22 protein-coding genes are annotated in these 24,034 nt (G+C 35.8%); 6 read left to right on the plus strand and 16 right to left on the minus strand.

The window, feature by feature from the left end; translation table 11 throughout:
- Together I3217_RS00785 and I3217_RS00790 are read left to right on the plus strand one after the other, a co-directional pair.
- Positions 1-1,380, plus strand: coding sequence for a glycoside hydrolase family 28 protein (locus I3217_RS00785; RefSeq protein ID WP_435047814.1), 1,380 nt, complete (start codon positions 1-3; stop codon positions 1,378-1,380).
- A 119-nt stretch (positions 1,381-1,499) separates the two neighbouring features.
- The gene (locus tag I3217_RS00790) at positions 1,500-2,480 is read left to right on the plus strand and encodes a bile acid:sodium symporter family protein (protein WP_435047815.1); all 981 of its coding nucleotides are present in this window, start codon (positions 1,500-1,502) and stop codon (positions 2,478-2,480) included.
- Here I3217_RS00790 and I3217_RS00795 read toward each other — a convergent pair.
- The gene (locus tag I3217_RS00795; protein WP_435047816.1) at positions 2,477-3,274 is read right to left on the minus strand and encodes an EcsC family protein; all 798 of its coding nucleotides are present in this window, start codon (positions 3,272-3,274) and stop codon (positions 2,477-2,479) included. The genes I3217_RS00790 and I3217_RS00795 overlap by 4 nt on opposite strands.
- A gap of 210 nt (positions 3,275-3,484) precedes the next feature.
- Here I3217_RS00795 and I3217_RS00800 point away from each other — a divergent pair, with 210 nt between their 5' ends.
- Both I3217_RS00800 and I3217_RS00805 read left to right on the plus strand, forming a co-directional pair.
- The gene (locus I3217_RS00800; RefSeq protein ID WP_435047817.1) at positions 3,485-4,072 is read left to right on the plus strand and encodes a hypothetical protein; all 588 of its coding nucleotides are present in this window, start codon (positions 3,485-3,487) and stop codon (positions 4,070-4,072) included.
- Between the two features lie 138 nt (positions 4,073-4,210).
- The gene (locus I3217_RS00805; RefSeq protein WP_435047818.1) at positions 4,211-5,848 is read left to right on the plus strand and encodes an ABC-F family ATP-binding cassette domain-containing protein; all 1,638 of its coding nucleotides are present in this window, start codon (positions 4,211-4,213) and stop codon (positions 5,846-5,848) included.
- Between the two features lie 57 nt (positions 5,849-5,905).
- On the opposite strand, the gene I3217_RS00810 is transcribed toward I3217_RS00805, so the two are convergent.
- A complete protein-coding gene (locus I3217_RS00810; protein ID WP_435047819.1) occupies positions 5,906-6,436 on the minus strand; it encodes a hypothetical protein in 531 nt (176 codons plus the stop codon).
- Positions 6,437-6,682: 246 nt separating this feature from the next.
- Between I3217_RS00810 and I3217_RS00815 the strand changes: the two genes are divergently transcribed.
- Positions 6,683-7,258 (plus strand): DJ-1/PfpI family protein, encoded by a 576-nt coding sequence (locus I3217_RS00815; protein WP_435047820.1) that lies wholly within the window; start codon positions 6,683-6,685, stop codon positions 7,256-7,258.
- A gap of 61 nt (positions 7,259-7,319) precedes the next feature.
- Here the strand turns inward: I3217_RS00815 and uxuA are convergent, their stop codons facing one another.
- The 8 genes from uxuA to I3217_RS00855 all read right to left on the minus strand — a co-directional run bounded on the left by uxuA (position 7,320) and on the right by I3217_RS00855 (position 14,763).
- The gene (uxuA, locus tag I3217_RS00820) at positions 7,320-8,489 is read right to left on the minus strand and encodes a mannonate dehydratase (RefSeq protein WP_435047821.1); all 1,170 of its coding nucleotides are present in this window, start codon (positions 8,487-8,489) and stop codon (positions 7,320-7,322) included.
- Between the two features lie 13 nt (positions 8,490-8,502).
- Entirely contained in the window at positions 8,503-9,243 is a 741-nt protein-coding gene (locus I3217_RS00825) for an SDR family NAD(P)-dependent oxidoreductase (protein WP_435047822.1), read from the minus strand.
- 315 nt (positions 9,244-9,558) lie between these two features.
- Positions 9,559-10,602 carry a LacI family DNA-binding transcriptional regulator gene (locus I3217_RS00830; RefSeq protein WP_435047823.1) on the minus strand — a complete coding sequence of 348 codons (1,044 nt, stop codon included), beginning with the start codon at positions 10,600-10,602 and terminating at the stop codon, positions 9,559-9,561.
- 162 nt (positions 10,603-10,764) lie between these two features.
- Positions 10,765-11,454 (minus strand): M15 family metallopeptidase, encoded by a 690-nt coding sequence (locus tag I3217_RS00835; RefSeq protein ID WP_435047824.1) that lies wholly within the window; start codon positions 11,452-11,454, stop codon positions 10,765-10,767.
- Between the two features lie 112 nt (positions 11,455-11,566).
- Positions 11,567-11,863 carry a chaperone modulator CbpM gene (locus I3217_RS00840; protein ID WP_435047825.1) on the minus strand — a complete coding sequence of 99 codons (297 nt, stop codon included), beginning with the start codon at positions 11,861-11,863 and terminating at the stop codon, positions 11,567-11,569.
- Between the two features lies 1 nt (position 11,864).
- Entirely contained in the window at positions 11,865-12,770 is a 906-nt protein-coding gene (locus I3217_RS00845; RefSeq protein ID WP_435047826.1) for a DnaJ C-terminal domain-containing protein, read from the minus strand.
- Between the two features lie 171 nt (positions 12,771-12,941).
- Complete coding sequence (locus tag I3217_RS00850) at positions 12,942-13,976, minus strand: alpha/beta hydrolase (RefSeq protein ID WP_435047827.1); 1,035 nt, start codon at positions 13,974-13,976, stop codon at positions 12,942-12,944.
- 16 nt (positions 13,977-13,992) lie between these two features.
- Entirely contained in the window at positions 13,993-14,763 is a 771-nt protein-coding gene (locus tag I3217_RS00855; protein ID WP_435047828.1) for a zinc-dependent peptidase, read from the minus strand.
- Between the two features lie 298 nt (positions 14,764-15,061).
- Between I3217_RS00855 and I3217_RS00860 the strand changes: the two genes are divergently transcribed.
- Entirely contained in the window at positions 15,062-15,907 is an 846-nt protein-coding gene (locus I3217_RS00860; RefSeq protein ID WP_435047829.1) for a DUF2911 domain-containing protein, read from the plus strand.
- 104 nt (positions 15,908-16,011) lie between these two features.
- Here the strand turns inward: I3217_RS00860 and I3217_RS00865 are convergent, their stop codons facing one another.
- The 6 genes from I3217_RS00865 to I3217_RS00890 all read right to left on the minus strand — a co-directional run bounded on the left by I3217_RS00865 (position 16,012) and on the right by I3217_RS00890 (position 23,908).
- Entirely contained in the window at positions 16,012-16,713 is a 702-nt protein-coding gene (locus I3217_RS00865) for a DsbA family oxidoreductase (protein WP_435047830.1), read from the minus strand.
- Positions 16,714-16,823: 110 nt separating this feature from the next.
- Complete coding sequence (locus I3217_RS00870; protein WP_435047831.1) at positions 16,824-17,807, minus strand: Gfo/Idh/MocA family protein; 984 nt, start codon at positions 17,805-17,807, stop codon at positions 16,824-16,826.
- Positions 17,788-19,482: a sodium:solute symporter gene (locus I3217_RS00875; protein ID WP_435047832.1), complete on the minus strand. Its 1,695-nt coding sequence runs from the start codon at positions 19,480-19,482 to the stop codon at positions 17,788-17,790. Before I3217_RS00875 ends, I3217_RS00870 begins: the two co-directional genes overlap by 20 nt.
- A gap of 113 nt (positions 19,483-19,595) precedes the next feature.
- Positions 19,596-22,121, minus strand: a complete 2,526-nt coding sequence (locus I3217_RS00880; protein WP_435047833.1) for a PIG-L family deacetylase — start codon at positions 22,119-22,121, stop codon at positions 19,596-19,598.
- A gap of 162 nt (positions 22,122-22,283) precedes the next feature.
- On the minus strand, positions 22,284-23,360 hold the full coding sequence (gene corA / locus I3217_RS00885; protein WP_435047834.1) for a magnesium/cobalt transporter CorA: 1,077 nt from the start codon (positions 23,358-23,360) through the stop codon (positions 22,284-22,286).
- 17 nt (positions 23,361-23,377) lie between these two features.
- The gene (locus tag I3217_RS00890; RefSeq protein WP_435047835.1) at positions 23,378-23,908 is read right to left on the minus strand and encodes a mechanosensitive ion channel domain-containing protein; all 531 of its coding nucleotides are present in this window, start codon (positions 23,906-23,908) and stop codon (positions 23,378-23,380) included.
- Between the last annotated feature and the right edge of the window lie 126 nt (positions 23,909-24,034).

Below are 24,034 nucleotides of genomic sequence, written 5' to 3' on the forward strand. Positions count from 1 at the left end.
ATGCGAAATTGTGTAAAAAAACTGGTGCTTTCTCTGCATTTGTTTTCTGTAATTATTTTATCGGCACAGCATTTAGACGCCAAGGCTACTATTCTTAAACGTATTAATGAACCTGAATTTCAAAATCGTGTTTTTTCTGTAATAGATTATGGAGCGATTGCAGATGGCATAACAAATGCCAAACCAGCTTTCGATCAGGCCATACAGGAATGTAAGCAAGCCGGTGGCGGAAAAGTGGAAGTACCAAAAGGGAATTATTTCCTGGAGGGGCCATTACATCTGGAAAGTCATTTAAATTTAGAATTGCAGGAAGGTGCTGTATTAAAATTCAGTTCTAATCCGGAGTCGTATCCATTAGTATTAACCAGTTGGGAAGGGACGATTTTGTACAATTATAGTCCGTTTATTTATGCTTATCAAAAAGAAAATATAGCCATCACCGGAAAAGGAATTATAGATGGAGAATCTTCAGATACTTTTGCGACCTGGCATCCATTACAAAAGGAAGATCAATTGCGTTCTCGCGAAATGAATCATAATTCAATTCCTTTTGAAGAACGGCAGTTTGGAAAGGGGCATTATCTGCGTCCGCAGTTAATTCAGTTTTTTGATTGTAAAACAATTTTAATTGAAGATGTTAGTATTGAAGATTCCCCCTTTTGGTGTGTACATTTGTTAAAATGTGAGAATGCAATTTTACGAGGGGTAAAATATGATGCTCAGAATAAAAATAACGATGGCATAGATTTAGAGTATTCCAGAGATATTTTAATTGAAAATATTCGTTTTAATAATAACGACGATAATGTAGCAATTAAAGCAGGACGCGACCATGAGGGAAGAGCAATGCAAATGCCTAGCGAAAATATCGTAGTACGCAATTGTGCTTTTAAAGGTCTGCATGCATTGGTTATAGGGAGTGAAATGTCTTCAGGGGTTAGAAATGTTTTTGTTGAAAATTGTACCTATGCGGGGTATGTAAAACGTGGGGTGTATTTAAAATCCAATCCGGATCGGGGTGGTGAAATATCCGATATTTTTATTAAAAATGTTGAGTTTGGTGAAGTATTGGATTGTTTTATGATTACTTCTAATTACCATAATGAAGGCTTCGGATTTCCCAGTACAATTAACAATATTAACCTAAGCAATGTAAAGTGTGAGAAGGCAAATAATTATGGCATTTATTTAAAAGGGTATAATAAAAAGCCTATCAGGAATATTAATTTAAATCGCTTTAAGGTGAAAGAAACCGGGCGTAACCCCTTTGTTGATTTTGCAGAAGAAGTTATGTTTAAAACAGTAAAATTGAATGGGGAAACGATTAAATGGAACGCGGAAAAATTAAAACAAAATCCACCTGATGAATACGATTATTAATAACGAATTGTTACTAGGGTAAAGGCTGTAGTACACTTTTGTTAAATAGTCTATTCTGAATATAAAGTAATAGCAAGTGCCGTAAAAATTGTGTTACTTAGCAGGATTAATTTAAGTGTATGGCATTTAAAATAGATCGTTTTGTATTAGCAATTATTGCTACCATTGTTTTTGCATATTTTTTTCCTCAATTTGGGATACCGAGTAGCCCCATTCCCATAGCAGCCATTAGTGCGGTTGGATTTTTTCTGATTTTCTTTTTCTACGGATTAAAATTGAGTCCGACACAGATTAAAAGCGGGTTGTTTAACTGGAAATTACATATACTGGTTCAGTTATCGACTTTTGTTTTATTCCCGTTGATAATTTTACTGGTTCATCCGTTTATAAGAACCGAAGAACAACAGGAATTCTGGATGGCTTTATTATTTATGGCTGCATTACCATCTACGGTATCCTCGTCAGTAGTCATGGTTTCGCTGGCCAGAGGAAATGTGCCGGCAGCTATATTTAATGCCAGTATTTCAGGAATTATAGGAATACTGGTAACTCCACTTTGGGTTGGCTTGTTCCTTGAAAAGTCGGGTACAGATTTCGATTATTCAACCATATATATCAACCTGATTGTGGGTATTATTTTGCCGGTTATTTTAGGATTGGCACTTCAACGGTATGGCCACTCCTTTGCGGTTAAATACAGTAAACAGCTAAGTACTTTTGATAAATCAGTTATTTTACTAATTATTTATAAAAGTTTTTCAGAATCCTTTTATAACCATGTGTTTAGTAGTATTAACTGGATTGATTTGGGGATTCTTTTCCTTATTGTAATTGCTGTTTTTTACCTTGTGTTTTACCTTATTGGATTTATTGCGTCAAAATTAAAATTTAACAGAGAGGATATCATTACAGCTCAGTTTTGCGGAACAAAAAAATCATTGGTACACGGTACTATTTTTTATAAGATTCTCTTTAAAAACACTGCAGCATCCAGTGTTATTTTATTACCCCTTATGTTGTTTCATGCCACTCAGATTTTTATTATCAGTATTATAGCTTCCAGATTGGGGAAGGAAGCAGACGCGGCAATTAAAATTTAGTTTAGTTCAAGTATTTTGTGGTACCAGGTTTTGGTTAACTCTGTACCGTAAATGCGTTCCAGTTTTCTAACTATAAAATGGCCTTTTGCCATATTTTGAAAATGGTTAATAAAAATAGTGTTTATTACACTCCCGGCAACGGCACCAATAGCAGGAACGGCTTGAGCAGCTACTTTTTCGGTGACTAAAACATTAAATCTGGAAGCTATCTGGGTAATTAATTTAACCAATGCAGGGGCACTTTCTTCGGTTATTTTTTTTGTAGCTATAAAATGTGTGGCTTCGCTAACCGATTTAGCTAAGGCTGCCCGAATAATAAAATAGCCACTTTCGCTACTATCGTCCCATTTACTTTCGCCTCCCAAAGCAAAAACTTCTATACAGGCTAATTTTGTATCTATATCGTTTAAATATTCGCCTTGAGATTGTGCGATATCAGCAATTGAGCGCAGCATAATGGTTGTTGATACCGGAAGTTCTAAAGCCAGACCGGGCAAGCCAAAGAATCCACCTACACCTCCTGAAACCGCAGCTCCCATTTTATGGAGTATATTAGAAGGTGTATTAGTTGTATTTTCCTTTAAAGACCAGATGGCAATTTCTGTAGCTTTAGTAAGTGATTTTTGTGTGATGTCTTCAATTTTAGATTGCCAGTCTTTAGGGATAGATTCCAGTATACGCTCGATAGGCATGCCTATTACATTAGTTATTCTGGCGGCGATACTTGGAGATTCCAGTATGGCAACAGCTTCAGACAATTCTTGTATATGCTCATTGGTTAACGTTTCCGGCATTTTAAAGGTTTTTTAGGATTAATTGCGTGTTCTAAAATTACAAAAACGGTTTCAAATCTATGGATTTTAACACGCGCAAAATTAGCGTAAAAGCAAACTGTGAATAAAAGAGAGAAGGAAGGATAGGTGGCTTAAAATATGCAGAGTCTTGGAAACTGCCTTTTTTAAACTATCTTTATACTGCTATTAACCAATAATGAACTTTTTATTATGAGATCTCTGATTTTAATTTTAATTTTTAGTATTCCATTTTTAGGGGTGTCCCAAAGGCAGGAAGATATTAACCCATTCCGGATTGCTATAAAAACAGGATTCCCTTCCGGTGTTGGCCTGGAGGCTGAATTTGTTACGCCTTTACTTGGGAATAGAATAGCGCCGTTTGTAGATTATGCCATGATTCCGATTAACGATATAGATTCAAAATATTTTGAGGCAGGGACCAATATTTATTTTCGAAGTATAGGAAAAAGCGGATATGCATCTTTGTCTTACGCCAATCTGGATGCAGAAGTAAGTGGTTTAAGCGGAGAAGATATAGATGGACGTGATTTTAGAAACGGTACGGTTAAAGAGCAGCTGGAGTCGTTTAATGTAAAACTAGGCTGGAAATATGGTCGGGCAGTGTACTGTATTATCGAAGCTGGTTATGCATTTGGTAAGCTTCCTAGAAGTTTGGACGTAACCGGGGATGTTAACGGGCAACGCGAAACGTTTAGGGTGACTTACGATGAGCTTTTTGATATTATTTCCGGTAACGGATATCCCATCTTAAATTTCGGAATAGGCTACAGTTTTTAGTCTCTCAACATATTATTACTTACAGCGCTACAGGTCTCTAAATATTAAAAATCTGTAGCGCTGTTTTTTAGGGCTTAGCTATAAATATGTTAGAATTAAACCTATATTTGCCCACTCAAAAAAATAATAGCTGTAAATATGATTTCAATAGACGGACTTGCTGTAGAATTTGGAGGAACAACATTGTTTAGCGATGTGTCCTTTTCCATAAACGAAAACGACAAAATTGCCTTAATGGGAAAAAATGGAGCAGGAAAATCTACCTTGTTAAAAATTATAGCAGGAGCCAGTAAACCTACCCGTGGTAATGTTTCGGCACCTAAAGGTTATATTATTTCTTATTTACCGCAGCACTTGTTAACAGAAGATAAGTGCACCGTGATGGAGGAGACCTCCAAGGCTTTTTCGGGTATTTTTAAAATGAAGTCTGAAATCGACGCGATTAATGAAGAATTAACGGTTAGAACGGATTACGAAAGCGATGCATATATGAAGCTGATAGAAAAGGTTTCAGAGCTTAGTGAAAAGTATTATTCTATTGAGGAAATAAATTACGAAGCCGAGGTTGAAAAGGTGTTAATGGGCTTAGGATTTGTGCGAAGTGATTTTTCACGACCTACTTCCGAATTTAGTGGAGGTTGGCGTATGCGTATCGAACTAGCTAAAATCTTGTTGCAGAAACCCGATTTAATCCTGTTGGATGAGCCTACCAATCATATGGATATTGAAAGTATACAATGGCTGGAAGAATTTTTAATCAATCAGGCGAAAGCTGTAGTTGTAATTTCTCACGACCGCGCTTTTGTAGATAACATTACTACACGAACCATAGAAGTTACTATGGGACGTATTTACGATTATAAAGCTAAATATTCTCATTATTTGGAGTTGCGTAAAGATCGTAGAGCGCATCAGCAAAAGGCTTACGACGAACAACAGAAAATGATTGCCGAAACCCAGGAATTTATCGATCGTTTTAAAGGCACATATTCCAAAACACTTCAGGTACAGTCGCGTGTTAAAATGCTGGAGAAACTTAAACCTATAGAAGTTGACGAGGTAGATACTGCAGCGTTAAAATTAAAGTTTCCACCATCACCAAGATCAGGCCAATATCCTGTTGTGGTTAACGAGTTATCGAAAGCTTACGGAGACCATGTCGTATTTAGTAAAGCTAATATGGTTATAGAACGCGGACAGAAAGTGGCTTTTGTTGGGAAAAATGGAGAAGGAAAATCGACTATGGTAAAGGCGATTATGAGTGAAATTGAGTTTGAGGGGAATATGGAATTAGGTCATAATGCACAAATAGGTTATTTTGCTCAAAACCAGGCTTCCTTACTGGATGGCGAACTAACTATTTTTGAAACTATAGACCGTATTGCTGTTGGAGATGTACGTAATAAAATTAAGGATTTATTAGGAGCCTTTATGTTTGGAGGCGATGCCTCTACTAAAAAGGTGAAAGTTTTGTCGGGGGGAGAGAAAACACGATTGGCTATGATAAAGCTGCTTTTAGAACCAGTTAACGTGTTAATTCTGGATGAGCCTACAAATCATCTGGATATGAAAACTAAGGATATAATAAAGGATGCTTTGCTGGATTTCGATGGCACTTTAATACTTGTGTCTCACGACAGGGACTTCCTTGATGGCTTAGCGACTAAAGTATTTGAATTTGGAAATAAACGTGTTAAAGAACACTTTGAAGATATTAATGGTTTTCTGCAATTAAAGAAAATGGAAAGTATGCGCGATTTAGAAACATCGGCTTAAAAATTATTCTATAAGTAAAAACAAGTGCCAAATGAAAATCATTTGGCGCTTGTTTGTTTAAATACCTAAAATTTTGGCATCAACAAAAAAGGTAGTGTTTATATTAATATCATGCTCCTGAGTGAGTAACTCATCGGTACTGAACTTAAATTTTAAATAGAAATCTTCTTTAAAAATATAAGCCTTTAAATCTTCATTCGAGGTTTCCAGTTGTAATTCGTTACTCAGGTTTTGAATGGGAGTGGCATTCCATGCAATTTTAGTATCCGGCAAATCATCGGCCGCGATGTAGACTTCTATGGTTTCAAGAAAACTTAAATCTTCCGTATCTGGTTTTGTAAGGGTTAATTTAAATTCCGTAAGTTGTATTTCTTCTACCAGATTTTTAGCTGTGTCGTTAGAATTAAATTTAGAATCGGAATTGGTATTTATTTTCGGAGTACTAATATTAAAGGGTAAATCGATAGGAGAGGCTGTTGGGATACTCACTTGTTCGTCGTAAGAAATATTGAATTTTGTTAATTCATCCAGAGTATCGCAGGAAGTGAAGCAGATACACAAAATGATTATGGCTATAATATGTTTCATGTTTTTTTGCATAGGGCGTATTTATTTTGGAGTGCGAAAATAGCACGTTTTTATTAAAACGGAAAAGAACGAGTTAAATTGCAAAAAGTTAGGATTTCTAAATTTTATAAAGCCATATTTTGAATGTTTCAGGAAATTAATTCTATGAGGAACATTATCATTATTTTAACAGAGAAAGTCAGATTTACCCATGATTTCCTTGTAACTTTAATAGCCTAAAGGAAATACCAATTAAATTAAATAGTCATGAAAAAAGTGCTTTTTCTCACCGGAGATTTTACTGAAGATTATGAAACCATGGTTCCGTTTCAAATGTTACAAATGGTAGGGTATGAGGTTCATGCCGTGTGTCCGGATAAAACTAAAGGCGACTATATTAAAACGGCCATACACGATTTTGAAGGAGATCAGACGTATTCGGAAAAACCGGGACATAATTTTGTGCTTAATTATGCTTTTAATAAAGTAGAAGTACAACATTATGATGGTTTAGTAATAGCCGGAGGTCGAGCTCCTGAATATTTAAGATTAAATGATAAAGTGATTGAAATGGTTCAGCATTTTTTTAAGGAAGATAAACCTGTAGCAGCCATATGTCATGGCATTCAGATCTTAACCGCTGCCCGTGTGGTTAAAGGACGAAAATTAACAGCATATCCTGCAGTTGGTCCGGAAGTTACTTTAGCGGGAGGAGAGTTTCAAAATATTGCGGTTGATAAAGCTTTTGTTGATGGTAATCTGGTAACCGCTCCTGCATGGCCGGCTCATCCTGAATTTATCAGTGCCTTTTTAAAAGTAATGGGAGCAGAGATTAGTTTATAAAAAAACTCAGAAATTAATCGAATTCCTGAGTTTTAAAAATAACCTTTGGGAAGGTAATCTGCTATTTTAGTTTATAAGCTAAACCTAATTCCAAACCACGCATTTCTGCCAGTCCTTTTAAACGTCCAATAAGAGAATAACCAGCGTATTGTTTTATACCGGCTTCCATATCGTGTAAAAAGCCGTGATCTGGTCGCATAGGTAAGCTAATATCTCTTTTTTGCATCAGTAAAAGCAGTTTTTCCATAATGGCTTCTACTGGATTTGAACCGTATAAATGCTCAGATTCTCTGAAAATATTTTCGTTTTCACGTATTACATTTCTTAAATGCAGGAAATGTATACGATCTTCAAAGGCATCAATAATGTCTAATAAATTGTTATCAGGATGTGCTCCTAATGATCCGGTACAATAACATAAACCATTGGCTTGAATGGGTACAGCATCAAAAATTTGCTTTAAATCCTGTTCGGTACAAACTACTCGGGGTAAACCTAAAACTGAGAATGGAGGATCATCTGGATGAATCGCCAGATTTACACCGCATTCCTGAGCAACAGGTGCAACTTCCGACAAAAATTCTATCAAATGGGTTCTTAATTTTTCGTCGTTTATATCTTTATATTTTTCGAGTAGTGTTAAAATGTCTTCTGGAGTAAAGTTTATTTTACTACCCGGCAGACCTAATAAAACATTATCGAATAATATTTGTTTTTCATCCGGAGTTAAACCAGCGCCATATTCCTCGGCGCTTTGCAGTTCTTCTTCTGTAAACTGGCTTTCGGCTCCCGGTCGTTTTAGCAGGAAAACTTCAAAATAAATAAAGGCTATTTTGTTGAATAATAACGCTTTTGTGCCATCTGTGTTTTCAAATGCATGATGCGTACGCACCCAGTCCAGAATAGGCATAAAGTTGTAGGTAACTACTTTGATGCCGCAGGTAGCAATGTTTTTAAGACTGATTTTATAATTTTCTATAAAGGTTTTATAATCTCCTGCTTTGCGTTTTATGTCTTCATGAACCGGTAAACTTTCTATTACAGTCCATTCCATTCCTGCTTCCTTTACTAAATTCTGATGGTCTTTAATAGCTTCTACTGTCCAGATATCTCCAACAGGAACATGGTGTAAAGCTGTAACAATTTCAGTAACTCCGGCTTGACGTATATCTTTTAATTTAACCGTGTCGTTGGGTCCATACCAACGCATGGTTTGCTGCATTTTTTTCATGTACTATGGGGTATTAAAATCCTATACAATTTCCGCCATCTACCGGCATTACAATCCCTGTAGTGAATTTAGCCTGATCTGAGGACAGGTAATAAACAGCATCTGCAATATCTTCAGGTAAACCTAATTTTCCCATAGGCGTTCTGCTAAGAACGCGTTGTTTACGTTCCGGTTCGCTGTCTAATGCTTTCGAAGACATATTGGTTTTTATAAATCCAGGAGCGACACAGTTTACTCTGATATTAAATTGAGCCAGATCTACAGCCATAGCTCTTGTCATACCTTCTATTGCTGTTTTACTTGCAGAATAAGCAATTACTTTAGGTAAACCATACTGGGCTGCCATAGAGCTAATATTTACTATTGTTCCGGCGCCTTGTGCTTTCATAACTTTGGCAACTTCCCGGCTTATAGCAAATACACTTAATACATTGGTATTTATTATATTTTGAAATTCTTCATTGCTAACATCCAGAAATTCCTTTTTCTGGTTGATCCCGGCATTATTTACCAAAATATCGATGGAAGAAGATTCGGATGCAATTTGCGAAACAACTTCCGGAAGTCTTTCTAAGTCTGTTACATCCAGAATTAAAGGATAGGCGTTAACGCCCATTTCTTTTGCAGCCTGTTCTGTTTTTTCTACAGAACGTCCTATAATGTAGGTTTTAATGTTGTTTTCGCAGAATTTCTTAGCAATAGCGTAACCTAAACCGGCATTACCACCGGTAACTATAGCAGTTTTTTGTGTCATTGTTTTGGGTTTTTTAATACATCCATAGTTTTAGATAGCTTAAATTATGAATGGGTTATATGTATAATAGTTAATTTAATTTGAAAATTTATGAAATCGATTGTTATTTATAAAAGTATAGATTAACAGTCATTTATAAATGCAAATTAGGGAAAATTATGCAACTGAATGAAATAAACATGCAATCGATTGTTTTATTTACTGAAATAGTATATATTTAACTAAATTATTACCTGTTATTGAGATTGTTAGTTATTTGATGATATAATTAGTATTAATGTTTGTGTTTGTTAAGCTAGGCTCAGTTAATTTTTGTTAACTGGGCTTTTCTTTTTTTCGTGAGGAAGAGGCACGAACCAAAACTTCGGTTTTTAACATAGAAATTTCTGAAACTTTGGTTATAGTATTGTCGTGTGTGTGGTTTAACACGCGTAAGGCCGACAATTCCCCCATTTTTCTAGCCGGATGCTTTATAGTCGATAGTGGAGGGTCTACAATTGTCGCAATAGGGTCGTTGTTAAAGCCAATAATACATAAATCATCAGGAATTTTTACTCCAAGTTTTTTAGCACTCATTATAGCGCCTACAGCCGCGGTATCGTTGGCAGAAAAAATACCATCGGGAGGGGTTTCAGACTTCAGTAAGGTTTTAGTGGCTTTTTTTCCTTCTTCTAAACTTAAGGATTTAAAATGTATAATTAAGTTTTCGTCTACAGCAATATTATGTTCTTTTAAAGCATTCAGATAGCCCTGTTTTCGGTGCTGGAATACCATGCGATGTTGTAAACCGGCAAAATGTGCAATGCGTGTACAACCTTGTTCTATTAAATGTTTCGTCGCGTTATATCCCGCCGAATAATTATCGATAATGACTTTGTACACATTAAATAAATCTGGTACCCTGTCTACGAAAACCACCGGAATTCCCTGATCTATAAATTTTTTAAAATGCTCGTAATTTTGAGTTTCCATTGCCAGTGAAGATATTAAACCCGCTATCCTGGAATTGTAAAGAGCTTCAGAATTATTGACTTCTATTTCGTATTCATCGTAAGACTGCGAAATAATCACGTTATAGCCAGCATTTCGGGCAGTTTCTTCTATTCCACTTATAAGGTTAGATACAAAGGGACGGTTAATTCGAGAAATTAAAATACCAATAGTGTTACTTTTACTATTCCTTAAATTGGCAGCCATGGTGTTTGGACTGTAGCCCATTTTTCTTGCGGCTTCCTGTATTTTTTTTATGGTCTTCTCGCTAATATTACTATTGTTATTTAATGCTCTTGAAACTGTAGAAGGGGAATAATTTGTTTCTTTAGCAATATCGTAAATGGTAATCTCTTTTTTAAAATTCATAATCTTGAAGACGGACTTTTTAAAAGACCAAAGTTAAGGTGGTATTAAAATTAATGTCAAAGTAAAAAAATGTAAACAAACTCCGACGTATTGATTTAAAAATAATAATAAATTTTTAAATCGATTGCATTAAAATTACTTTTTAATCAAGTTGTTGTGGATTTATTTGAAATTTTTAGAGCGAAAGGAAATGCCATTCACAAAATCAGGAATCATTCTGAGTTCGGTAGCGAGATTACTCCCTTTAAAATTTTGGATATCGGATTCGGAAATATGCTTATTGTAAAAGGCTAAATATTTGCTGGCCAATGGAAGGTAAGACCAATGCCATTTTTCTTCGTTGTAGCCGGTTCTGCCATTTGTTTTCGAAGTATAGACCTGATAAAAGCCAAATGAATTGGCATGTTCCAAAAGCCAGTTATATAGTTTTAAACCTTCGCCAGATTCAAAATAGCTGTTGCTTAGATTGTTCAGGTCCATATCTGTACCCCAATGATGTCTGGAAGTACCCGGCATAGAACTGTATTCTAATATCTTTTTGGCACGATCTACAGGCGATAAATTATCATTGGCTTTCCATTTGCGTTCCCAGATCCCTTTTTGCTCTTCGAAATTTCGTGTACCGGAAACGATTATAAACTGAACACTATCCTTTAATGCGGCAGCCTGCATATTTAAAAAAGCTGAATAAACTTCCTGTTGAAGGTAGATTGTTTTGTTTGATAATTCCGGAGCTACTTTAACGAAAGAAGCATCTGTTTGATATTCAAATTTTCCCAGAATAAAGGTTTTACTTAATGGTCTATGGGAATTTAAAATAGATTCTGAAGTTTGATTTTGTGCTTGTACCATAATAATTGTAAAGACAAAGTAAAGTACTAATGAAATTAACAAACGTAGTTTAATGGAAGAGTAAATAGATTTCATAGGCTAACAAAAACGAAATGTAATAAATTATTTTTTGTTAGTCGTTTTCGTAAAAATATAATCTGTTTTTTAACAGTGAAACTTCGCTTTGCAGAGTGTTTACCTTTTTTAATAAATTAAAAACAACATCAATCCCTTCAATATTTACATTGAGTTCGTTGTGAATTCTAATAATTCGTTCAAGATCGCTCAATGCTTCCTGATGGATAAAGCGTTCCTGTTCAATATCGACAATTTGTAATAAACCTACACCATGTAATTCCTCTAAAAAATCGGGTTTCAGATTATATTGTACACAAATTGTTTTAATTAATATATACTGATTTTCTCCCATCTTATCTCAATTTTTGTAATTCTTTAAATAAGTCCTTTTCCTTTTCGGTTAATTTTGTTGGGGTTTTAATGTGGTAGGTAATTATAAAATCGCCGAATTGATTTTCTTTTTTATAAACAGGAAAGCCTTTGCCTTTTAATTTTACTTTGGTTTCGTTTTGGGTTTCCGGTGCAACTTTAAGCTTAACTTTTCCGGCAAATGTATCCACCATTATTTCGCCGCCAAGCAAGGCCGTGTATAAATCTAAATCCACATCGGCGTGGAGGTTATGGCCATAACGTTTAAATTTCGTATTATTTACAATATTGAATTTAATATATAAATCGCCGTTTGGTCCCCCATTAATGCCCGGACTTCCTTTGCCAGGAATTTTTATAACCTGTTCATTTTCTATTCCTGCAGGTATGGTTAGTCTGATTTTTTTTCCATTAACGGTTAGTACCTGAGCATGTTTTTCATACACATCAGATAAGTTTAATTGTAATTCGGCATTAAAATCCTGTCCTTTAAACTGAACATTTCCACGACCTTGTCTAAAGCCCGAACCGCCTTGACCCCCAAACATAGATTCAAAGAAGTCTGAAAAATCGCTTTCGGAATACTGACCTCCGCCGGAAAAGTCCTGGTAACCTTGTCTTTGTCTGGAGCTTTGTTCGCGTTGCGCACGTTCTATATCGTCGGCATGTTTCCAGTCTTTTCCGAACTTATCGTATTTTTTGCGATGTTCCGGGTTACTTAGTACTTCGTTTGCTTCGTTAATCTGTTTGAATTTTAGTTCAGCTGCTTTGTCGTTAGGATTTAAATCTGGATGATATTTTCTGGCCAGTTTCCTGTAAGCCTTTTTTATATCGGAATCACTCGCTGATTTGTCAATGCCTAAAATTTTATAATAGTCAATATAATCCATAATGGCTAGTTTTATGATCTATCTGAAACAGATCATAAAGTGTCGTTACTAGATAATTTCTAAAATTAAACTTCAGGAATCTGTTACAGGCATTAAAAAAATGCTATATAAATATCCGAAATTATAAGGGTTTTTCAAAGCGGAATTAAGTATATAAAAACGCTTAATAGTCTAGTTTTCAAATTCTAAACTTTCAGAGAAGAAAGGTAAGGTTTTAGTAATTATACGGTCTTCTATTTTGTTTAAATGGTCTCCTGTATAACTTTTGTATTGGTGTTTAATACCGTATTTGTTGAGTAATTCATGAAGTTTTCTGGTAGCGAGGCTTATTTCTGTATCTTCTGTGCCGGCATCCATCCCTATAGCATTCAATTGCTTTAAATTATAAATATACTGGTCGGCAGTATAAAGAATCTGATTTGCAGCATATTTTTTAAGGATATCGTCTCGAATCGTTCCGTTTTTGAAAGGCAGGTCGATGAAAAACGGTGGATTTTCCGGGTTTGGAGCCCAGGATGAAGATAAAGCCATGTTAATACTTTCTACAAAGGAAGCAGATGCCAGTTCGGTTTTAGAGGTCAAGTTTTCATTATTTTTCATGACTGTTTCATCGGTAATAAAACTGTTGTCCATACAGCAGGCACTAAGGAGATAGATCGCCGAATAGACATCCGGATATTTCATGCCTAAGCGCATAGTGCCATAACCACCCATGGAATGTCCTGCCAGTCCGCGACTGTTTCTTTGGGTTAGCGTTCGGTAATGCGAATCGATATATCTTACGAGGTCTTTGGTTATAAATGTTTCCCAGTCTCCTGTCGTTTCCGAACTGCCGTAAAAACTGCCTTTAAACGTATTATACGCATTAGGCATAACCACAATCATTTCTTTGGCTTGCCCTGTACTCATACTCTTGTTGAGTATATCGAAGAGGTTAATCCAATGGTCTTCCCAGCCAAACCATTTACTGTCGTCGTCTGTAAATCCGTGAAGAAAGTATAATACAGGATAATGTTTGCTGGTGTTTGAAGCGTAAGATGGTGGTAAATATACTGTAACATCTCTGGTAGCAGGATCTCCAATTAAATTGTTTTCCAAAGCTGTACTATGCACTTTTATCCGTTCTTTAGTTCCATTCTGTCCAAATATAACAGGACAACTAAATACTAAAAATAGCAGGGTTAAACCGATTAGTGAAATTTTCATAAATTATAAATTAATATTAGTTAGACGGATTAAAACAGGTCTTTAGTAGTTTATAAAGCTCCGGGTGTTTGCGTTTCATTAATTTAGGGTTTTCAAAAAAATATTCTGAAGCTACAGCAAAAAACTCGGCCTGATTGGTACCGCCATAAGATCTGATATCGGAAGTCCTTTTATGAATAGCTTGCATTTCTTTATGAATAATACTTAACCAGGGAATAACGTAAGTATGCTGTAATACATATTCAGGAATGCCGTCTGTATCGCCGTCCATTTTATCTATTAAATGAACAAACTCATGAATGGCTGTATTATTTTTATCTGTAGTGTTAGAAAAACCATGATATAAGGCTTTTTTAGATAATATCATTTGTTTTTCTAGTCGTCCGGTTCCTACCATTCCAGCAATTACTTTATTTGATTTGTTTGCTGAAAAATCGAAATCTTCATTGAAGTTATCTGGATACAAGAGTACACCACTTAAATTTGTGTACTGCCAGTTGTCGAATCCAAATACAGGAATCACGGCACTCGCAGCAATTAATATGGTATCTAATTCTTCCAGTTGTAATTGAACACCCTCAATACTGACTTCACTTAAAAATTGCATCATTTTAGAATGAAATCGTTTTTGTTTTTCCGGAGTCAAAGCTTTGTAAAAGGCAACGTGTTCCAATAGTAATTTATGCCAATGCGGCGGAAAAGATTTTCTGGGTTTGGGTTTTAGTTTTTTTAAGGCGAAAAAGGTAAATCCTGCCAGAATTATAAATATGATACCAGTACCAAGCATACTTTTTGTGATGTTGTTTTTAGAGAGAGTAGCTGGAGGATTCTACTTTATTGTATTGGAAAGATGAACTGCAGCACATTAAATTATTGATTATCTAGTAAAGTTAAAGGAATTCGGCATATAACGGAAAATTGAGATAAAATTAAAATGGAAAAAACGATTATTATATGTTGTTTGGTTAGAACGTTCAGTAAGTTGAATGTTGAGTATTAACTAAAATATTCTTTAAGGTTTTATTAACAAATTTTAGTAAGGAATATCCTTAATTTTACTTTAAATATTTAATTAACTACAAATTATGAAAACATTAAAATTAGCTTTCATTGCCTTTTTGGTGACTCTAGGTGTGCAGGCACAAATTAAAACGCCACAACCCAGTCCATTTAGTAAAATGGAACAAAAGGTAGGTCTTACAGATGTTGTTTTGGAGTATTCCAGACCAGGTATGAGAGGACGTAAGGTTTTTGGAGATTTAGTGCCTTATGGAGCTACCTGGAGAACAGGAGCAAATAACAATACAAAGATTACTTTTTCTACAGATGTTACTATAGATGGAAAAACCTTAAAAGCAGGTTCTTATGCCATTTATACCATTCCAAATAAAACATCATGGGAAGTGCTGTTTTATTCCGATGTTACTAACTGGGGGTTACCGCAAAATTGGGATGCTTCTAAAGTGGCTTTAAAAACTTCGGCTAAAGTTTATGATATATCTGAAAATATTGAAACGTTCACCATGACATTTGATGATTTAACCAACGATTCTGCTGTTTTAGGGATTTTATGGGAGAAGACCTATGTAGGAGTTAAGTTTGATGTACCAACAGATGCTATGGTTGGTAAAGATATAGAACGCGCTATGAACGGTCCGTCAGCGAACGATTATTTTGCTTCTGCTGTATATTATTATCAGTCAGGAAAAGATATTAACCAAGCTCAGGAATGGGTAGATAAATCTATTGCTATGTCAGATAATCCGGCATTCTGGCAATACAGACAACAGTCTTTAATTCACGCTAAGGCAGGCGATAAAAAAGGTGCTATTGCAGCAGCTAAAAAGTCTTTGGAAGGCGCTAAAGCTGCAGGAAATAACGATTATATTAAAATGAATACCGATTCTTTAAAAGAGTGGGGGGCTTTATAGAAAACGCTTAAAAGCTAAAAAAACGCAATTGCTTCACACAATTGCGTTTTTTTATTGCTATAGTCAAGATTAATTGTTTTGAAAAATGGTTGCTAAGCTAATTACTAGTTACAGTTGCCATCTATATCGCAGGAGCTTCCTGAATTAATTATTTCTAACTCTTCTTTACGGGCATCCCAGGCCTTTTCGAGAGTCTCTGTGAATACCGATACCGGTTGAGCACCTGAAATACCATATTTATTATCTATAACAAAAAATGGGACACCGCTAATACCGAGGTTTCTGGCTTCCATTTCATCTTGTCTTACGTCGTAGATAAAATCATCCGATTCCAGTATGTATTTGGTTTTTTCACTATCCATACCCAGATGAGCTGCAATTGCAATGAGAACCTCTGTATCGTCAATATTTTTGCCTTCGGAAAGATGGGCCTTTAAGAGAGCTTCTTTTAGGTTGTAAGCTAGGTCCGGACTTTCCTGTTTAGCTATGTGTAATAAACGATGGGCATTTAAAGTATTGGCTGGTATGGATTGCTCTAAGTTGAATGTTAAACCGGCCTGTAATGCCATATTCGAGACATTAGAGAACATAAGTTCAGCTTGAGAACGCTCTACGCCTTTACTTTCAATGAAGTGAGTGAGGGCATCTGTTTGAGGTGCTGTTTTTAAATTCGGATCTAATTCGAAGCTTTTCCATTCTATCTGAATCTGTTCTTTGTTAGGAAAATGTTCTAAAGCAGATTCAAAGTGTCTTTTACCAATATAGCAGAAAGGGCAGCGTATATCGGACCATATTTTTATTAGCATATTAATTTTTTTTGGTTTAGACGAATATAATCATAAGCCTTACAGTGTAGTTTGAGTGTTGAGCTCTTGAATATGAATAGACTTACAACCTCAAGGATTGAATGAAGTAATTAATATTCCAGATTAATTTTTTGTCTTACTTTATCGAGGGTTTCTATCAGGGTCTTACTAAAGTCGAAGCTCATAATGTCACTCTCGGTTTTTCCAGCTCGTAATAGTGCGTTAAAGTGAACGGTTTCGTAATAGTATCCTATTTTGTCGCCTTTAAAATCGATAGTTTCATCCTTACCATCTTTTATAATAGTAACACTGGTTGGGGCATGAAACTGAGTATTTAGTTTTATGGTAGCAGTATCGCAATAAATGGTACAGGTTGTAGGTGTATCCTCGATAAGCGAGCTTTTTAAAACTGCAGTACTCCCGGAGTTATAATTAAAAACCATATCGCAGGTAGCATCTGCTCCATTATCGAAAGTTGTACATTGTGCTTCAATATCATCGGGAATACCCAGAGTTGTTAAAGCAGAAAATATGGGGTAGATACCAATGTCCAGTAAACTACCTCCACCAAGATTTTTATTGAACAGTCTCGATGTATCATCGAAAGGTCTGGTAAAACCAAAATCAGCCTCAACTTTTAATACATTTCCAAAGGTTTTGTTTTTTATCAGTTGTAAAACATATTGGTAATGCGGTAAAAAATAAGTCCATAGCGCTTCCATTAACAGCACTTTATTCGTTTTGGCAATGTCAATCATCTCGTAAACTTCTTTCGCATTCATGGCAAAAGGTTTTTCACATAGTACCGCTTTTTTATGGTTAAGACAGAGTATGGCATTGGATTTATGTAAACTATGTGGGGTCGCTATATAAACCGCATCTATAGTCTCGTCTTTGGCTAATGCTTCATAAGAGTCGTAAGCTTTTGCAGCTTTAAAGGATTTCGCGAAAGTGTCTGCTTTATCCTGAGATCGGGATGCCACAGCATAGAGCTGAGCATTTTCGATAGTTAACAGGTCCTTAGCAAATTTTTTAGCAATACGGCCAAGACCTATAATACCCCATTTAATGACTTTATCGTGTTGAGCTTTCATACGTTTTAAGTTTTAAAGTTTGAATAAGCAATGCAATAAGTATTACTAAAATACAACCAAATAAATTAAGCCATAAATATGGCATCCAGGTTTGATACCAGCCAACAAGTACGATAATTTGAGTGATAATGGCAGCCGTAAAAACCGCATTTGATTTTACCGATTTAAAGAAAAAGGCCAGAAGAAAGATACCTAAAACATTTCCGTAAAAAATAGATCCGATAATATTTACTAATTGAATTAAATTATCTGCCAAATAGGCAATACAGGCGATACAAATCGCTAAGATACCCCAGGCCAGCGTAAACCATTTTGTTGCTTTTACATAATGGATGTCGTCTTTGTTGGGAGCAATGCTTCGCTTGTATAAATCTATGGTTGTCGTAGAGGCTAATGCGTTTAACTCGCTGGCTGTACTTGACATGGCAGCACTTAAAATTACAGCTAATAATAGTCCTATAAGGCCTCGAGGTAGGTTGTTTAAAATAAAATGAATAAACACATAGTCTTTATCGTTGGTTTCAATTTTGGTGTCGTGTTCCTTAGCTGCTTTATCTAAGATAATTCGGGCGTTTTCACGATTTTCTTTTTCAGCTTGATTCAGGCTTAAAATTTCTGATTTTAAAGCAGGTTCTGGAGACTGAGAATAGTTGTTTAAAAGCTTCTGTTTAGATTCAAAAATAGTTTGGTGTTTGCTTTCCAGGACTTCAAATTCGTTTGCGAAAGAGGACACTTTTACCACTTCTTTGGCATGTGGGTTAAAGTGAATAGGGGAAGGGTTAAACTGATAAAAGACAAAAACCATCACGCCTACAAGCAGTATAAAAAACTGCATAGGTACCTTCAGTGCGCCATTAAATAAAAGTCCTAACTGCATTTCTTTTAAAGATTTCCCGGATAAATAGCGTTGTACCTGGCTCTGGTCGGTTCCGAAATAAGAAAGCATAAGGAATGTTCCTCCTATAATTCCGCTCCAGAAGGTATACCGGTTTTCCAGATTGAAAGAGAAATCTAAAATGTTTAATTTGTTATTGGCCTTGGCAATTGTTAGCGCCTTACTAAAATTGATTTGTTCGGGCAGATAGTTTAAAATTAAAACGAAAGCGATAAACATCCCGGTAAAAATAACAGCCATCTGGTGTTTTTGAGTCACACTAACTGCCTTGGTTCCACCGGAAACCGTGTAAATTATAACTAGAAAACCAATTATAATATTTAACTGATTTAAGGGCCATCCCAAAACTGCCGATAAAATAATGGCAGGTGCATAGATGGTAATTCCTGCAGCTAATCCGCGTTGAATTAAAAATAATAAAGCGGTGAGACTTCTGGTTTTAAGATCGAATCTGCTTTCCAGAAATTCATAAGCCGTATAAACTTTTAAACGATGATATAATGGAATAAACACCATGCAGATAATAATCATGGCTATGGGTAATCCAAAATAAAACTGAACAAAGCCCATACCGTCATGAAAAGCCTGCCCAGGTGTTGATAAAAAGGTAATGGCACTGGCCTGGGTGGCCATGACCGATAAGCCTATAGTCCACCATTGCGCCTGATTTCCTCCACGGATATAATCTTCAACATTTTTACTTCCCCTGGTTTTCCAGGTGCCGTAAATAACAATAGTTAATAACGTTCCTATTAATACAATCCAGTCTAAAGCAGCCATTTTAAAAGGATTTCATTATTAGGTAGAATATTATAATATAAAGAGCATTGGCAATAAGGACCCAGGTATAGGACGTTTTCCAAACAGGTTTCAGGTCTTTTTCTTGGGACATATTAATCGTTTAAATTGGAAGTTAAATTAATGTTTTCCTTGCCTATCGACAGCATATTTGCAAATAGTCTGAACGCACCAGAAACCCCCGCAGGAAATTCCCTAAAGAAACTTAAACCGGTGTAGATGTAATGCCCCTTTCCGTATTTTGCTACTAATAGGCTACCTTCTTTTTTACTTTCGTTTTTATCGTGAATTTCCAGTAGCGGAGTGAATTCGGGACCCCATTGGCTCGGGAAATATAAGCCACGCTCCTGAGTCCAGCCCTCAAAGTCTTTTTCTGAAATTTTGTTTGGCGAATTTAACAATTCATTATCCGGGTCTAAAAAGGTTACTTTAGCATTCTCGTCGGTAACACGTTCTCGTGATAATTGCAGTGCGTACGGAGCCAGTGTGTCTACTTTTAATTGATGACTGGTGTTGTATTGTACAATTAAATTTCCGCCGTTAGCTACATAGTCAAATAAAATTTGTTGTTTGTATTTTAAATCGGGTAGTGTATTGTAGGCGCGAATTCCTACAACGACGGCATCAAATCGACTTAAGTTAATCGGGGTAATGTCTTCTGGAGTAATTTCTGCAACCTGATATCCGATTTGTCTTAAACTTTCAGGAACGACATCGCCGGCACCTTGAATATAGGCTATATTATCACCTTTACGTTTTATGTCTAAACGCACAAATTTACTTTCGTTTGGCATGACTACGGTTTGAAACGGAATGTGCTCGTAATCAATTTCAATTAAAGCTTTAGAGAATGTTTTGCCATTTAACGTTACCAGGGGGGCTACTTTAACTTCGCTTTGTGTTTTAGGAGGAGTTACCGTAAATAAAACGGTTTGGGTTTCCCCTTTATTTGCAATGTTTAAGGTGTGCGACTCCGGAGTTACGTTCCAGTTATCGGGTGTTTGTAAAGAGACATGCCCAATAATATTACTTCGGCCGGCAGTAACTTTAACAGCCACTTGTTTTTGTGTGTCTTCCGCAAAAATAACTACCGGCTCTGAGAGTTGCGATGTTACTTCTGGAATAATTTCGAAAGGTTTATAAACTTCGCCTTTTACAGGATCATTCGTTTTGTAAATTACAGCTTTGTTAAACGGGATGTTAATATTTGCAATTTTAATATTGAATATAACATTTTGTGTTCTCGGTGTTTCTGGTTTTCCAATTAATGCTTCTTTATCTACCTTATACATACCTAAAGTGCCTTGTTCCAGTAACCAGTATGGTGTGGTTAATTTGGTAGTATCGGCAATCGTATAATCATAGTTAAAGTTGAATTTTTTATTATTAGTCAACGTCATGTTTTTTGAAAGCGAAGTGCCGTTTGGCAGAGTAATACTTTCTAAGGTTATACCTAGATTACTTCTGTTTACAACTTCAATGTTCAGATTGACTAATTCATTTATTGTGGCCCAGTTATGATTTGCAGCTGCTTCAAGATATAATCCGGCACAGGCGGCTATAACATGTTTTATATCGTTTGATTTTATGGTTTTCCAATGCGTGTCTTCCAGATTTTGAATAAGGGTATAGGCTTTTACTAAATTTGGAATGCTGGACGAAGGTTGCTTAAAGTCGTATTCCTGTTCTACCTGCTTAAGGAGTTTACCAATAGCTTCACCTCCTTTAACACGACTCCAGGTGGTGTTTATACCTTCAAAGATATTGTTCGGGTCGATTGGCATATCACCTTTAAGCAATTCGATATATTCGTATTCAGAACCTCGGGTTCCGGTGTTACCAAAGCCCTGAGATTTGTGCTGACTTCTACTAATGGCAGAGATTTCTGTATTGGATAATCCGCTGGAAGGAAAGTATACTCCAGTGTCTAATTGTAATAATTTACTTTTGTCGGCGGCATCAAATTTTTCCTTAGAGCCATAAAACCACCATGATGTATTAAAAAACAGACGTTTTGGTTGCCATGGATCCACGGTTTTAAGTTGGTCGGGGAATTGCTCGGTTTTATTTGATATATCAAAAGCTTCTACACTTAACATGGCCGAACTGGTGTGATGTCCATGCGTAGTTCCCGGAGATCGGTGATCGAATCTGTTAATGATGATATCGGGTTGAAAGCGTCTAATTGCTAAAACGACATCACTTAAAACTTGGTTTTTGTTCCAGATACTTAAAGTCTCATCGGGGTGCTTGGAAAAACCAAAATCATTTGCTCGTGTAAAAAACTGTTCACCTCCATCTATGCGCCTTGCAGCCAATAATTCTTCGGTACGTATTACGCCTAAGAGTTCACGAAGCTCAGGACCAATTAAATTTTGTCCACCATCACCACGCGTTAAGGATAAATAGGCGGTTCTGGCTTTTACTTCGTTAGCCATATACGAAATAAGTTTAGTGTTTTCGTCGTCCGGATGAGCAGCTAAATAGAGCACCGATCCCAGAAAATTCAGTTTTTTAATCGATTCAAAAATTTCTGAAGCATCTGGTTTTTGCGGTTGCTGCGCATACGAATTAATAAAACTAACAACAGAGAAACTAAAAGCTAAAAGTATTTTTTTCATGGAATGGCGTTATACAGCGTGTTGAATTTCAAATATAAAAAGTAGGAATAGCCTATAAGAGATTTTAAGGTTTCTTTAACTTTAAAAAATAAGCTTATTTAAATATAATACCTAACCTGTTTGGGGTGAGTTAAGAGAAGTATTTTGTTGATATTTAAATGGTTACAGCCATTTTTTTCGTTTAAAGTAAAAAATCATTAAAACGAACATAACTAACATGATTATCAATAAGATAGGGTAGCTATATTGATAGTGAAGCTCCGGCATATTATCGAAATTCATACCGTATATTCCTGCAATAAACGTTAAAGGGATAAAAATGGTAGAAATTATAGTAAGCACCTTCATAACTTCATTCATTTTATTGCTTAATCCGGTCATATACATATCCATTAATCCCCAGACCATTTCGCGGTAAACTTCGGTGTTTTCGTTTACCTGTATCGTGTGGTCGTATAAATCCTGAAAGAAAGGAAGATTTTTGGAGTCTATTAGTCGATGCTCACTTTTTTCTATACGGTTTATAATATCGCGCAGCGGAAATATGGAGCGACGAATTCGTAATATTTCGCGTTTTAAATCCTGAATTTGAGTTGAAATAAATTCCTGAGTACTGCCATTAAACAGATCATCTTCCAGATCTTCAATTTTATCGCCTAAAGTTTCTACAACCACAAAATAGTGGTCTACAATATTGTCGATAAGGGCATAAAATAAATAATCAGACCCCAGAGTTCGTATCCTGCCTTTACCATGGCGTATCCGTTCGCGTAATTCGTTGAACACATCACCTTCGGCTTCCTGAAATGATAACACATAATTATGCCCCAGAATTAAACTTATTTGCTCTGTAATTAGTCCTTTTTCCACATCGTAATACAGCATTTTCATGTTTAACGAAAGATAGTCTTCAAATTCATCTACCTTTGGGCGTTGCGATGTATTGGCTATATCTTCGAGAATTAAGGGGTGGATGTTAAAATGTGTACCGATACGTTCAATGACATCGGTGTGATTAAGTCCGTTTATATTAATCCAGGTAACATGATCTTTGGAATCAGATTTATAACTGAAAACACCATCTACACTTGGAATCTCTTCTTCTTTTACGTGAGTCGGACTGTAGTTAAAAGCCTCAATAAAAAGTTTTTGTTCCGATTTATGACCGGTATACACTACGGTTCCGGGCGATAATCCTGTTTTTTGTTTATTTCTTCTGGCTCTGTTTTTTTTAGACATAGATTGAGTAAGTCGAATTATATGGCATCGTGGCCATCGTCTATAGCATCTTTCTGAACTAAAGTTACAGCTTTTTGTAACATTAAATTATTGGGGTAAGTTACTAAGTTGCCATTATCCAGTCGTAAATGTAACTGGAAGGCGCGAATGTCTTCTATAACAGCTTCTAAAGGGAAGTCTTTGTCATGAATACATATTTTATCGCCCACCTTATAAGGGAACGAAAAAAACATAATCACTCCGGATGTGATATTGCTTAGAATTGACCAGATTGCAAATAAGGCTATACCTATTACAGCAAAAACAGAAGAAAATACCAGCGCTAAGTCCTGAGGTTCTGCACCTAAAATAATAGAGAAAAACAGAAGTCCGATAAGAAATATAGTTACCGTAGAATAGCGTTGAATTAAATGAATTCTGGCTTCGTTAATACCGCTTTTTCTTCCGATTTTTTTTACAAGTACAATTACAATCTGTCTTATTCCGATTAATACAATAAGTAGAATAAGCGTTGCTATAATTTGAGAGAAATAGGATTCTAAAAACATAAAATCTAATTAAGGTCTGTAATTAGTTTCGGCATATACCGAACATTCAAATTTTGATTATCGACTAAACAAAGATACAGCAAGAAATTCTATTATTTCTGCTTAATTACTGTGAAGCCTGACTCA

This window comes from Formosa sp. S-31 (assembly GCF_051172795.1).
Classification (GTDB): domain Bacteria; phylum Bacteroidota; class Bacteroidia; order Flavobacteriales; family Flavobacteriaceae; genus Formosa.